Here is a 13,388-nt window from a genome sequence, read left to right on the forward strand (position 1 = left end):
ACTAGCGTCCGATCTTCTTGGTCCTGAAAGCCGAACTTTTTGAACCCTTATTGGAAGAGGAAGTTCAAAAAATCCGACTTTGATGACGATGTAATTTACCAGCGTAGCTTCCAGCTCTAAGCGACCCTCCTTCCGTAGGAAGGTTCGAGCGCAGAGATGGTAAGCGGAGAGCTGAGTGTTCTTAAGCAGCGAAGGATATGCAAACTAAATCATTAGCATGTAACTAGCATCAGCGGAGCTTACCATCTCAATAGCGACCTCCTGACGGAGGAAGGTTCGAGCGTTGAGATGGTTAAGCGGAGCGCTGAGTGTTCATAAACCGCGAAGGATATGCAAACTAAATCATTAGCATGTAATCAGCATCAGCGGAGCTTACCATCTCAATAGCGACCTCCTGACGGAGGAAGGTTCGAGCGTTGAGATGGTTAAGCGGAGCACTGAGTGTTCATAAACCCCGAAGAATAAGCAAACTATGCATTAGCATGTAACTAGCATCAGCGGAGCTTACCATCTCAATAGCGACCTCCTGACGCAGGAAGGTTCGAGCGTTGAGATGGTTAAGCGAAGCGCTGAAGGTTCGAGCGTTGAGATGGTTAAGCGGAGCGCTGAAGGTTCGAGCGTTGAGATGGTTAAGCGGAGCGCTGAAGGTTCGAGCGCTGAGATGGTTAAGCGGAGCTAAGATTGTGATTGCTGAAAATACACTTCCTCATAAGGCTGGATAATAACGAAGCCGGAGCCTTCGAAGCGCATTTGAATTGATTCTCCACTCGCTCTGCCGATAAAGGTCTTAAAAGATATATCGGTTTGAAATTCTGGAGTTAAATTGCCTGACCAAGCAATCGTAGCGTTAGGATCTGTGAATACTGGGTTTCCTGGTGTAACATGCAGCGTCAGTGGTTCATAATGACTCGTAATCGCGACCAGACCGTAGCCCGAGCAACGAATATTAAACAGACCGCCTGCCATCATGCCAGCAACTTTACGCATGAATTTGATTTCATGTTTAACGGTTGGTTCAAACGCTAGCAAGTCGTTGCCATTAACAAAAATGGTTTCATTATTGAGCTCGAGGACAATAATTTTTTTCCCCCGATCTGCCAAGTAAAGTGAACCTGCACCTGTCGCCTTCATCAAGGATGCGCCTTCTCCAGTAAAAGCTTTCTTAAACAGTGTGCCTAGCCCATGCTCTAAAATTCCTTCACGTTCAAATTTAATATTGCCATTGTAGGCAACCATTGAACCTGCTTTTGCCCATACGAAATTTCTTAAGTTCACTTCAAGCATGCGCGGTGTTTCTAATTCAAAGAATTCTTTTTGCTGATCATTTTGTTCCGTTTGCCTAATGAACTCAGTAATTGAATATTTACTCATTTACATCACCCCTTTAGATTAGATTCTAACAAGTTTTACTGGGAATAGCTTCTAATTTCTATTAATCATTCAACTCAGTTATGACAACGGTTGATACAATTGGAGTTAACTACACTTGACTCACATGCATGATGGTTTTATAATGTTGAATATATTAAGAGTTGATCTCTTATCGATATGCTTTAATAGCAATGAGGAAGACACGCAACTATGAACGCACGGGCTCAGAGAGAGGAATCAAGGCTGAAAATTCCTTCCACGCTGCACATAGATGTACCACTTCTAAGCTGTACCGCAGAACTGCGCATGCATAGTAAGCTGTACCGGGTATCTCCGTTAACAGATCGTACGAGGACTGCAATATTGTAGTTGAAGTAGGGTGGAACCACGAGATGACAAGCACTCGTCCCTTTTTTGGGATGCGTGCTTTTTTTGTGTCTCAAGCTTTTGCTTGTCGAATCGCAATCGCTTGTTGATTAGCATAATTCATTGCAGGAGGTAAAAAACATGAGTATTAATATTAAGTTTCCAGATGGCGCAGTTCGTGAATATCCGTCTGGTGTAACAACTGAGGAAATCGCAGCTTCCATTAGCCCAGGTCTTAAAAAGAATGCTATAGCGGGTAAGGTAAATGGAAAAGTAGTTGACGTTTATGCACCTATTGAAGCGGATGCGAGCGTTGAAATCGTAACAGTAGATAGCGAGGATGGACTTGAGGTTTATCGTCATAGCACAGCGCATCTAATGGCACAAGCAATTAAACGCCTGTATAAGGATGCTAACGTGAAGCTTGGCATCGGTCCTGTTATCGAGGATGGCTTCTATTATGATATCGACATGGAACAATCGCTAACTCCAGAGGATCTAGTGAAGATCGAGAAAGAAATGAACCGCATTGTTGGCGAGAATCTTTCTATTCGTCGTCGCGAGGTTTCTCGTGAGGAAGCATTGGCAATTTATACAGAGATCGATGACAATCTGAAGCTTGAGTTGATCAATGATCTGCCAGCAGATTCTGTGATTACGATGTATGATCAGGGAGAGTTTTTTGACCTATGTCGTGGGCCTCACTTGCCTAGCACTGGCCGCATTAAAGCATTCAAGCTGCTTAGCGTAGCGGGCGCTTACTGGCGTGGTGATTCAAAAAATAAAATGCTGCAGCGTATTTATGGAACAGCTTTCCCTAAAAAAGCACAGCTCGATGAGCATCTTCACTTGCTTGAGGAAGCGAAGAAGCGTGACCATCGTAAGCTAGGTAAAGAGCTTAAAATGTTTACGTTCAGCAAAGAGGTTGGCCAAGGATTACCGCTATGGCTGCCAAACGGCTCTAAAGTGCGCCGTACGATGGAGCGTTACATCGTTGATCTAGAGGAGCGTTTAGGCTACCAGCATGTATATACACCTGTACTAGCGAACGTTGAGCTATACAAAATTTCTGGTCACTATGCCCATTACAATGAAGATATGTTCCCGCTTATGCAGATGGACAACGAGGAGCTAGTGCTTCGTCCGATGAACTGTCCGCACCATATGATGGTATATAAGAGTGAAATGCATTCCTATAGAGATCTACCATTTCGTATTGCGGAGATGGGTACAATGCACCGCTATGAAATGTCTGGCGCATTAACAGGCTTGCATCGCGTTCGTGCAATGACATTGAACGATGCACATATATTCTGTCGCCCAGACCAAATTAAGGAAGAGTTCTCTCGTGTAATTAATCTCATCCGTAAGGTTTATGAAGACTTCGGAATTAAAGACTATCGCTTCCGTTTGTCATATCGTGACCCTCAAGATACAGAGAAGTATTTCCAAAACGACGAGATGTGGGAAATGTCTCAACGTATGCTTCGTGAAGTAGTTGAAGAGCTAGGTTTGCCGTTCTTCGAGGCAGAAGGCGAAGCTGCTTTCTATGGTCCGAAGCTCGATGTACAAATTAAAACTGCACTAGGTAAAGAAGAAACGCTGTCGACAGCTCAACTAGACTTCCTGTTGCCTGAGCGTTTTGAGCTTGAATATACTGGTGAAGACGGTAAGAAGCATCGTCCGGTAGTTATTCATCGCGGTATTATTAGTACAATGGAGCGTATGACTGCTTATTTGATCGAAAACTTTGCAGGTGCTTTGCCACTATGGCTGTCACCAGTACACGCTAAAGTCATTCCTGTTTCAACAGCTTTTGATGAATATGCATCTAAAGTTACTGAGCAGCTGCTTGACGCAGGTATTCGCGCAGAAGTTGATCTACGTAATGAAAAGCTTGGCTACAAAATTCGTGAAGCTCAGCTTGAAAAATCACCATATATGCTTGTAGTGGGTGAAAATGAACAAACTGCTGGCTCCGTATCCGTTCGTAAGCGCGGAGAAGGAGATATTGGCTCCATGCCGCTTGCAGAATTTATTGCTTTAGTTCAGAAGGATATTGCAACTAAAGTCCAATAACATTAATTACTTGCAAATTATTAAAGAGACTAACGATTCCAATCAGCGCTGCTGAGTATGGTAATCGTTAGTCTTTTTTTATCTTATACATACTTCCATTTTTAGGTTATTTGGATAATTTGAATAGGAAGCGTGAAATTAACCATACTATCTCTTGGAGGTGATAAACATGGCTAAACGAAACAGAAACCAGCTTAATAACAATAACAATCAAAACCAAAATGCTGAATTTGCACAAGAGCTTAACAACCAGAACAATCAAGAAAACAATCAGCAACAAGTTAACAACCAGCAACAGCAACAAAACAATAAGCTTCACAACAATAATCAACAACGTTAATTAGATCTACTTAGATCTGCCCAGCACTACTTAGCATAGAGGCGACCAATCTTTGTTACACAGAGGCTGGTCGCCTCTTAATCGTTTGATGAACTTATTCATATTCTATGGTACGATAAGAAGATTAACACAAGGGGAAGAGTTATAAGGTCATGTTGTTCTAGCATGTGACTAAGAATAGGGAGAGAGAGAAAACTCATGAATCAAAGTAGCAACAAAGTAACATTCTTTGCATCGATTCAATGGATGTTTTTTATTTTTGTTAATGTTGTTGTCGTGCCCATTTCCATAGGGGCAGCATTTGAATTATCAACTGGTGAGATTGTGTCCATCTTACGAACCTCCTTAGTCGTTACTGGAGCCGCTTGTATATTACAAGGCTGGATTGGTCACCGTTATCCACTGCTGGAGGGTCCATCGGGCATTATTTGGGGGGTCATGCTTACACTGGGAGCTTCTGCACCGAGTCTTGGGTTAAGCTTAAAGGAGGTAGGTGGCGGGATAGCGACTGGTATGCTGCTAGCTGGTGCAGTAACGATATTGCTAGCACTTTTTGGTGCGGTGTCATTTATTAATAAAATATTCAAACCGATGGTCATGAATGTTTTTCTTATGCTGCTATCTATCCAGCTCGCTATCATATTCTTTGACGGAATGATAAGTGTAGCTGAGGATGGATCAATGAACGTCACGATTACATTGTTTTCCCTCGTTATCGTCATATTTGTAGCCTTTCTGAAAATTAAAGGAAATAGGCTAATAAGTAACTTTTCTTTGTTGATAGGGATCGTCGTTGGCTGGCCCATATTTAAGCTATTGTTTCCTGACGCGGGTTCCATTGCATCGATGTCTGAGGGTAGTGGAGGGTTGATACTTTTTCCACTTGGACCGCCTAATCTGCAGCTTAGCATCGTCATCATGACATTTATTGCATGCTTACTTAATATGAGCAATACATTTGCGTCAATACAGGCGGCAGCGGTCATATATAAGGAATCGCCAGAACGTAATCGATATCGCAATTCCATGCTGCTCACAGGCGGATATAGTATGATAGGCTCCCTGTTTGGATTAGTTGCCTATGCGCCATTTGCGTCATCGATCGGTTTCTTAGAAAGCACTCAAATTTATGAGAAGAAGCCGTATTATTGGGGGGGAGTGATGATCATTGCGCTTGGTGTTGTTCCTGGCCTGGCGGTGATGCTTGCACAGCTACCAATTACGGTCGGCAATGCAGTGTTATTTGTTGCTTACTTGCAGCTGTTTGGTACGGCACTGAAAAGTGTACGAAATTATGCTTTTAACTCGGTTACTGTGCATCGCTTCGCTGCACCAGTTTTGTTAGGCGTCAGCATTATGATGGCTGATCCTAAGCTGTTTACTAGCTTGCCCTCAGTCATTCAGCCTTTAGTGAGCAACGGATTTATTATAGGTGTACTTTTGTCCATTGTCCTGGAGCATACGATAAGATGGCAGGAGGATTCAGGGACAGCTGAAAAAACTGAACAACTGAACAGTAAATAATGTAGAAATTTTCGGATGTCTGTAGACATATCAACGAAACGAAATACGAAATAAACGAACTTCGATCTGCACGGTAGGTGCCAGCGTAAGTTCGTTTTTTTCATATAATTATGTGAAAAAAATCACATAATTATATGAATCTACAGTATATACTTAAGACATAACAAAGATATCTGAGGTGAGAAAGATGAAAGCAGATCAAGTAACAACAAATTTACTAATGTATTGCTACCATTGTGAAAACGCCTATCGCTGTGAAACAGAAGAAAAGTGTAAAGATTGCTGGGCTAATGACCAATTTGTAACGAAGCAAGAAACGAGAGAGCTTACGACTGAGGAGCTATTACGAGAATATGCACTCTAGCAGCTTAAAAGAAAAAAATAGCCGGTGGCGGTGTTGGTCGATCTTACAGCAAGAGAAAAATCCACCTTGGTACATGGAACTTGTACAACAGGGGTGGATTTTTTGCGTTATGAAAGCTTTTACGTATTTTACTGCAAAAATTACGTCATATAATATAACATAAATATGACTTACCCTTCTTGTGCACCACTATTATACGGCGTAAAATTGTAGTATAAGACTTATACATAACGCAGGGTGTGGGAGTGAGTGACATATGATTAACGTATTTTCATTGTCAAAAAAGCGTGATACTGAGCAGGATAGCTACATTCACCAGATGAAAGGCTTATATAATGAATCGATCGTGATCTCCGACCAGCTTGTGGCGGCAGTAGATGAAGTGGATCAAGCAATGATACATTTAAGCTCGATCACTGATAAGAGCCAGCAGCAGGAGCGTTTATTAACAAATTGCAGTAAGCAGGCTAATAGTAAAATTACGGAGGTTTTCTCTTCCTTACAGCAGGTATCTGCCGCTGCGGATCAGATCAGCTATGGCGCGATGCATCTAACGAATCAAAGCTCAGAAACTAAGCAAGTAACACTTGATCTGCAGAAGTCTTTAACTGAAATGGAAAGTAGAATGCAGCAGCTGCAAAAGAGTAATCTCGACATGACGCTGCAAATTAATTCGCTTATTGAACATACATCAAAAATATATGAGCTGAACAAGCTAATTCAGCAAATTGTGTCACAAACTTCATTGCTTGCTCTAAATGCTTCGATTGAAGCAGCCCATGCTGGTGAATATGGGAAAGGCTTTGCCGTCGTAGCACAAGAAATTCGTAGACTAGCGGATCAAAGCAATGCAACGGTTAAGCAGTCATCAGAGTTTGTTGCCCATATCGAACAAGGCGTTAAGCTTGTGACAAGTGCAGTCGCACAGGAGCGCACCTTCGTAGAGCAAAGCGTACAGGAAATGGGGATGAGCTGCGAACGAATGGATATGATTGCTGAACGTATCGTTGAGGTCGATCAGCTTGTTTCCGATATGAAGGCATCGAGTGATAGCCAGAAGATTCAAACCGCGTATGTGACAACTCGTTTACAGGAGGCGGTAGAGTACGTCAATGAAACGTTGATTGCAGTAAAGGATACGGTAAGTATGAATGAAGCCCAGCGTAGCCAAATTCATAAGCTCGATCGTATACGTAGTAATATGGGGAAAGCCTCTAACGAATTGAAGCAAGCAATCGAATGTGTAGAGATAGATGTCGTTAAGAAGGCGACTAACGCGAATACAGACGCAATGATCAAGTGGTTGACTGAGGCAGCGAGTCGCAGTTCAATTACATCGCTCGACCCAATAGAGCATTATGAGCAATTGAGCGCTCTGCTAAGCAGTGAACCAGAGGTCGAAGCGATCTGGTCTAATCATGCGGACGGCTCGTTTATCGTATCGATCCCCGATGCAGGCTTGCTAAATGCGAAGGGAAGAGAGTGGTGGAAGCAAGCGATGAGGGGGGAAAGCTATCAATCCACCTATTATGTATCAGCCATTACGAAGCGCTTGTGTCAGACATTGTCAGTCCCTATCTATAAAGACGATAGCATTGTCGGTGTATTAGGTATTGATTTAACGATTGGCAGCTAACTGCAATCGTTTCAACAAATTAGCGATTACAATAGTAGCAATATTTACAAGCTTCCATTAAAATAAAATGAGTCATTGGTTTCACTCCTGCTGGTTTGCTTAACACATACCAATACGGAGGTACCGATGACTTTTTTGTTGAGAATTTGTATCTGATACGAGATTTATTTGGTTTAGCCTTGCACTTGGATGATTAAATTGATCTACAGGTTAGGAGGGAAGCAATGAGAATATTAGGATATATGATTTTGGGCATGGTTATTGTATATATGTCATTATTCCTTGGAGAAATGGGATTGATATTGATGGGAGGAGCAGTCTTTGGCTTGCTTTTATACATTGCCATAATGCTTTCGGATAATAGCAAGAAGGAGTAATATGCTGGGCCAAGCTTGATAGAATTGCGAAAGGATCTCCTTATTTCTCTAGATGCTCCAGATACTCCAGCTGAGCCTTAAAATCTTAACATCTCGGTCTACAGACCGAGACAACTTCAATCCTACGTCGCTTATAGAGAATCGTAAGCTGCGCTATACTTTGAATATAGAAAAGGCTCACTGAATCTAACACTGGTCATGCAGCTAACAGCTAGCTATGGAGCAGTAACGATAAGAATGTAAAGGAGAATTCCGATGAAAAGATCTTTTTTTGATAAGTATGGGGTTGCGGTAATAATTATCGCTGTTGGCGGCTGGTTTATTACGAAACAGCTAGGCATTGTTTCATTTAGCCTTGGCAAGCTAATTCTAGTCTTAGTTGGCGCAGCGATCATTATGCATGGCTTGCAGATGATTCGAAGCTCTAAGAAGCAGGATGAAAAGCAGCAAGAACAGCAATGGGATTATTATAATCCGAATGTAGCTCCGCCTCCACCGCCACCGATGGATGAACCATTTTCGTCTGTTAACGTTGATCAGCAAGCGAAGGCTGAATCGAAGCAAAGCTATACCTACGGCTCATCTACAGCTTCAAGCCATACCGGTCAAAGCTACAGCTACGGTCAAGAAGCGAATACAAGTAAAAAAAGCTATGGCAGTGACTATGATACGATAAATCGTTCAGTTTTTATTGGGGACATTCACTATGGCAGGCAGCACTGGGAGCTTAGACCGATGAATCTGTCTGCATTCATTGGAGATATGACCATCGACTTATCGAAAGCGCATATCCCTTACGGCGAGACTCGTATTCAAATTTCAGCATTTATAGGGGATGTGAAAATCTTCGTCCCGAACGATGTGACATTAGGGGTATCGGTTCAGATGAGTGCATTTTTAGGCGATACGAAGCTTATTGATCAGAAGGAATCAGGCATTCTACGCTCTTCCGAAATGAGCACGCCTCAATATCATGAATGTGAACGCAGAATTCTAATTACAGTATCTACTTTTATTGGCGATGCAAAAGTGAAAAAGGTAGGGTAACAATGAGTAAAAACAGCAGGCTGATTATAGGCAATCTAGGATTAAACCTTCATTCTATTATGGTCGGAGTGCTGACCGCAGTATTCGCTGTTGTATGCTTTGTACTGCTGCAGCCACTAGTGAATTGGCTCACACTTATTATGATTGTATTGTTCCTTTCCGTCATTGTAAGTGCGATTCTTGCAAAGCTACTTATACGTAATGAGCGTGCAGCACTAGAAAAACTAGAGTATACACTTAAAAATGCATATAACGGTGACTATTCTGCGAGAGTACAGTATGATGAAGGCGACCCTTATGAGGCATGGTATCGACAATTCAATGACTTTCTAGAGCAAACCGAGCAGAAGCTTGCCTACATTCAGGTGCTTGGAGAAGCCAAGGTTTTACAGGAGGCCGCGAGTGTAGAGGCTGCAGTGTTCGAAGAGAGAAAAAGGCTGGCGCGTGATCTGCATGACAGCGTCAGTCAGCAGCTGTTTGCTATTCATATGAGCGCCTCCTCGCTGCAAAAGCTACAGGAAGTTAATCCTGAGCATGCGAATGAAGTGATGAAACAGCTCGTAACGATGTCGAGTAATGCACAGCAGCAAATGCGTAAGTTTATTGCGCATCTTCGTCCCATGGAGCTGGAAAATCGAAGCTTGTCCGAAGCGCTGCATTACTGGTATCCTGATTATTGTAGACAGAATAATATACAAGGTAGACTGGACTACCGAATACAGTCGGAGCTGACAGACGCGAAGGAGCACCAGCTGTTTTTAATTATTCAAGAAGCGATGGCCAACGTTGTAAAGCATGCGCAGTGCAAAAGCTGTCAGCTAACGCTTTATGAGACGGAGCATCGAGTAATTGTTACATTAGAGGACGATGGAATCGGCTTTAAGCAAGAAGCACTTACTAGAAAATCATATGGGTTATCAACGATGCAGGAGCGCGCACAGAAGCTGAGCGGTGATACGGATATTATTAGCAAGGAAGGCCGAGGCACGATCGTAAAGGTAACGATTCCGAAATTAATAGAGAAGGAGCCGAAGCTATAGCATGGATCAGGTTGTTAACATAATGATCGTCGATGATCATGATATGGTACGTTTAGGTTTGAAAACTTATTTAATGCTGGAGCAGTCATTCCGCGTCGTAGCAGAAGCGGGCAACGGTGAAGAGGCATTAGCTTATTTAAGCAGCAGTGAGCAGCTGCCAGATCTCATCTTAATGGACTTAATGATGCCGATTATGAATGGAATTGAAGCGACGAAAGCAATTAGTGAGAAGTACCCGAATATAAAAATTGTCATGCTTACTAGCTTTCTGGAAGATGATAAGGTGTATTCCTCAATTGAAGCAGGTGCAATCAGCTATGTGCTGAAAACCGTATCAGCTGAAGAGCTTATCTTTGCTATTAAGGGCGCATTGAAGGGGATGCCCGTTATGTCTGCAGAGGTCTCCCAGTCCTTAACACGTGGGCTTCGCGTACAGCGTAGTCAACAAGGCGACGAAGGCTTTACGGAGCGAGAACGCGAGGTGCTGCTGCTTGTCGCTGACGGCTTGTCCAATAAAGAAATTGCTGATGAGCTCCATATTAGTATTAAGACAGTAAAGACACACGTCAGCAATCTGTTAATGAAATGCGAGCTAGAGGATCGAACACAGCTAGCAGTGCTTGCACATCGTAAAGGATGGGCGAATAAATAATCTAACTAAAATGAGAATCAATCCGTAATTCGCTGAAGGCGCGAAATGCGGATTTTTATTTATATTATTTTTAGATTTTTTTAAGTTTGTTTTAAGGTACATTGTGCAAGATAGAGATATCAAAAACGCGATGATTGCTTGATATAGACAGGAGGAGTTATGCTATGAGCAACGAAAATGATCAATACTATAAAGACGGCCAGTCCTTTAGCAAAGAGCCATTCGAGCATACGGATAGCTCTCATAAAGAGCGTGAATATCGCGCAGGTGACAATAGAACTTCCACAGAGGATGCGCAATTTACACCTATTGTCGATCATAGCAGTGATCAACAAAGACCGAGTGGACCAACCTACTACTCGTATGGGAATACACGGCCGATGGAAGCGGTGCAGCAACCGACTAATCATCAACAGGCTGCAGCTTATCCTCGTAGTAGTGAAACATATGAAGGCAGCGGGATTTACGGCGCTACATCTCCGCAGCCTAACCAATCAGCCTATCGTCCATTTACAACAAGTGGCGGAGGTGATCCATTATCTGCCAAGAAGGAGAAACGAAGCTCTAGTGGATTCGGCAAGATGTTTTTATCCTTTATGGCAGGCGTAGTTGCGGTGGGCTTGCTTATGTATACCGCTGATGTGCAGAACTGGTTCTCGAAGGATGTGATCTCAACGCAGAATAGCTACAAAAGCGATGTAACTAATACTGGTGGAAGCTCAAGCAGTAGTGGTACAACGAATACAGCGACTTCGTTGATGATGGATCGACCAGACAATATCGCAGAACTATTCAACACAGCAAGTCCTGCAGTAGTTAAAATAGAAACGTTCTCCAAACGATCAAGAAGCAGCTCCAATTCGTTATTCAATGATCCTTTCTTCAGACAGTTTTTTGGCAATAATATTCCAGGTACAGAGGATCAAAATTCTAATGAGCTAGAGCAGTCCGGCATGGGAACAGGCTTCTTCTTCGAGGCAGACGGCTATATCTTAACGAATCAGCACGTTATTGCAGATTCTGATGAGATACGAGTTATCGTTGAAGGCTATGATGAGCCGCTTGTTGCAACATTGCTTGGCGAAAGCTATGAGCTTGATCTCGCTGTCTTAAAGGTAGAAAGTGATAAGCCGTTCCCAGTATTGCCGCTTGGTAACTCTGAAAATACGAAAATTGGAGACTGGGTAATTGCAATCGGTAATCCATATGGCTTCGATCATACATTAACAGTCGGTGTCATTAGCGCGAAGGAGCGCCCAATCGATATTCCTGATTCGAACGGAGTGCGAAACTATGAACATCTGCTGCAAACAGATGCTTCAATTAATCCAGGTAACTCTGGCGGCCCGCTGCTTAATATGAATGGTGAAGTTATCGGCATTAATACAGCGGTAAGCTCAACAGCGCAGGGCATTGGCTTTGCCATTCCGACCTCTACCATTACTGAGGTATTGGATGCGCTGAAAAACAATGAGCCGATTCCTGAGAAGCCAGCACCATTTATCGGTGTGGACCTGCAGGATTTAACGGATGGCTTGATCGAGCAGCTCCAGTTGAGCAGCAAGGAAGGTACCATCGTCCGGAGTGTAGCTTACAACTCTCCAGCATATAAGGGTGACTTGAAGCAATATGATGTTATTACCGAAGTAGATGGCAAAAAAATTAGAAATACAGACGAGCTGAAACAAATTATTGTGTCACAAGAGATCGGTGACGTTATAGAGCTAACGGTCATTCGCAATGGTCAGACCTTGCAGCTTCCAATTGAAATTGGCGATAAGAACGAGTTTGGCTTAGAATAGTTTGATAGATATGTAACGAACCGAGAAACGCAGGGAGTGAATCTCTGCGTTTCTTGTTCTAACTAGAGTATGACCGAATAGAGGAGGAACTATGATGAGACAATCGATATTGGTTGTTGATGATGATGATCGGATTACATCAATGCTTCGTCGCTCGTTGGCATTTGAAGGATATGAGGTAACCATTGCTAATAATGGAGCAGATGGCTTGAAGAGCTTTATGCAGAAGGAGCCAGACCTCGTTATTCTTGACGTCATGATGCCTTACATAGATGGGATGGAGGTCTGTCGTCGCATTCGAGAAAGCGGCAGTCAGGTTCCTATTCTGATGCTAACGGCGAAGGACGAAATCTCAGATCGAGTGAAGGGTCTCGATCTTGGAGCGGATGATTATGTTGTAAAGCCCTTTGCGCTGGAGGAGCTGCTTGCTCGAGCAAGAGCACTGTTTAGGCGTAAGGTGGAACGCACGGATAAAGAGGAGAGCGTGTTAGCATTCGAGGATTTGGTGCTGGATCTAGATGCAAGGGAAGCGATTCGCGCAGGCCGACGCATTGAGCTGACCTCGAAGGAATATGAGCTGCTGCTGCTGTTTATGCAAAACCCGAAGCGGGTGTTGACTCGTGATACGATTATGGAAAAGATATGGGGCTTTGATTTTAGCGGTGAATCGAACGTACTTGAGGTATACATTGCGATGCTGCGTCAAAAGCTTGAGGAAGGCGGATTACGACGTATTATTGTAACGGTGCGCGGCACAGGCTATGTGCTTAAAGGAGAGGCAGGTTAGAGC

Annotated in this window: 12 protein-coding genes; 11 read left to right on the forward strand and 1 reads right to left on the reverse strand. The window is 43.1% G+C overall.

Annotated features, from left to right (window positions below; all coding sequences use genetic code 11):
* Positions 1-675: 675 nt before the first annotated feature.
* The gene (locus M3180_RS14015; RefSeq protein WP_251668554.1) at positions 676-1,371 is read right to left on the reverse strand and encodes an AIM24 family protein; all 696 of its coding nucleotides are present in this window, start codon (positions 1,369-1,371) and stop codon (positions 676-678) included.
* Positions 1,372-1,878: 507 nt separating this feature from the next.
* Between M3180_RS14015 and thrS the strand changes: the two genes are divergently transcribed.
* From thrS to M3180_RS14070, 11 genes are all read left to right on the forward strand, one after another.
* On the forward strand, positions 1,879-3,816 hold the full coding sequence (gene thrS / locus M3180_RS14020; RefSeq protein WP_251668556.1) for a threonine--tRNA ligase: 1,938 nt from the start codon (positions 1,879-1,881) through the stop codon (positions 3,814-3,816).
* 169 nt (positions 3,817-3,985) lie between these two features.
* Positions 3,986-4,156, forward strand: a complete 171-nt coding sequence (locus M3180_RS14025; protein ID WP_251668558.1) for a hypothetical protein — start codon at positions 3,986-3,988, stop codon at positions 4,154-4,156.
* Positions 4,157-4,354: 198 nt separating this feature from the next.
* Positions 4,355-5,680 carry a uracil/xanthine transporter gene (locus M3180_RS14030; protein WP_251668559.1) on the forward strand — a complete coding sequence of 442 codons (1,326 nt, stop codon included), beginning with the start codon at positions 4,355-4,357 and terminating at the stop codon, positions 5,678-5,680.
* Between the two features lie 187 nt (positions 5,681-5,867).
* Positions 5,868-6,044 carry a hypothetical protein gene (locus M3180_RS14035; RefSeq protein WP_251668560.1) on the forward strand — a complete coding sequence of 59 codons (177 nt, stop codon included), beginning with the start codon at positions 5,868-5,870 and terminating at the stop codon, positions 6,042-6,044.
* Positions 6,045-6,300: 256 nt separating this feature from the next.
* Positions 6,301-7,680, forward strand: coding sequence for a methyl-accepting chemotaxis protein (locus M3180_RS14040; RefSeq protein ID WP_251668562.1), 1,380 nt, complete (start codon positions 6,301-6,303; stop codon positions 7,678-7,680).
* A gap of 224 nt (positions 7,681-7,904) precedes the next feature.
* Positions 7,905-8,057 carry a hypothetical protein gene (locus tag M3180_RS14045; protein ID WP_251668563.1) on the forward strand — a complete coding sequence of 51 codons (153 nt, stop codon included), beginning with the start codon at positions 7,905-7,907 and terminating at the stop codon, positions 8,055-8,057.
* Positions 8,058-8,312: 255 nt separating this feature from the next.
* The gene (gene liaF, locus M3180_RS14050) at positions 8,313-9,104 is read left to right on the forward strand and encodes a cell wall-active antibiotics response protein LiaF (protein WP_251668565.1); all 792 of its coding nucleotides are present in this window, start codon (positions 8,313-8,315) and stop codon (positions 9,102-9,104) included.
* Positions 9,105-9,106: 2 nt separating this feature from the next.
* Entirely contained in the window at positions 9,107-10,144 is a 1,038-nt protein-coding gene (locus M3180_RS14055; RefSeq protein ID WP_251668566.1) for a sensor histidine kinase, read from the forward strand.
* A 1-nt stretch (position 10,145) separates the two neighbouring features.
* Entirely contained in the window at positions 10,146-10,796 is a 651-nt protein-coding gene (locus M3180_RS14060) for a response regulator (RefSeq protein ID WP_251668567.1), read from the forward strand.
* A 164-nt stretch (positions 10,797-10,960) separates the two neighbouring features.
* On the forward strand, positions 10,961-12,598 hold the full coding sequence (locus M3180_RS14065; protein ID WP_251668569.1) for a S1C family serine protease: 1,638 nt from the start codon (positions 10,961-10,963) through the stop codon (positions 12,596-12,598).
* Positions 12,599-12,692: 94 nt separating this feature from the next.
* Entirely contained in the window at positions 12,693-13,385 is a 693-nt protein-coding gene (locus tag M3180_RS14070) for a response regulator transcription factor (RefSeq protein ID WP_251668715.1), read from the forward strand.
* Positions 13,386-13,388: the final 3 nt, after the last annotated feature.

The sequence above is a fragment of the Paenibacillus camelliae genome (genome assembly GCF_023715345.1).
GTDB classification, from domain to species: domain Bacteria; phylum Bacillota; class Bacilli; order Paenibacillales; family Paenibacillaceae; genus Pristimantibacillus; species Pristimantibacillus camelliae.

Bases quoted from the DNA above. Each gene is read 5' to 3' on its own strand.
- M3180_RS14040 (WP_251668562.1), top strand. From the start codon at position 6,301: ATGATTAACGTATTTTCATTGTCAAAAAAGCGTGATACTGAGCAGGAT.
- liaF (WP_251668565.1), top strand. From the start codon at position 8,313: ATGAAAAGATCTTTTTTTGATAAGTATGGGGTTGCGGTAATAATTATC.
- M3180_RS14045 (WP_251668563.1), top strand. From the start codon at position 7,905: ATGAGAATATTAGGATATATGATTTTGGGCATGGTTATTGTATATATG.
- M3180_RS14065 (WP_251668569.1), top strand. From the start codon at position 10,961: ATGAGCAACGAAAATGATCAATACTATAAAGACGGCCAGTCCTTTAGC.
- M3180_RS14060 (WP_251668567.1), top strand. From the start codon at position 10,146: ATGGATCAGGTTGTTAACATAATGATCGTCGATGATCATGATATGGTA.
- thrS (WP_251668556.1), top strand. From the start codon at position 1,879: ATGAGTATTAATATTAAGTTTCCAGATGGCGCAGTTCGTGAATATCCG.
- M3180_RS14055 (WP_251668566.1), top strand. From the start codon at position 9,107: ATGAGTAAAAACAGCAGGCTGATTATAGGCAATCTAGGATTAAACCTT.
- M3180_RS14015 (WP_251668554.1), bottom strand. From the start codon at position 1,371: ATGAGTAAATATTCAATTACTGAGTTCATTAGGCAAACGGAACAAAAT.
- M3180_RS14035 (WP_251668560.1), top strand. From the start codon at position 5,868: ATGAAAGCAGATCAAGTAACAACAAATTTACTAATGTATTGCTACCAT.
- M3180_RS14070 (WP_251668715.1), top strand. From the start codon at position 12,693: ATGAGACAATCGATATTGGTTGTTGATGATGATGATCGGATTACATCA.
- M3180_RS14025 (WP_251668558.1), top strand. From the start codon at position 3,986: ATGGCTAAACGAAACAGAAACCAGCTTAATAACAATAACAATCAAAAC.
- M3180_RS14030 (WP_251668559.1), top strand. From the start codon at position 4,355: ATGAATCAAAGTAGCAACAAAGTAACATTCTTTGCATCGATTCAATGG.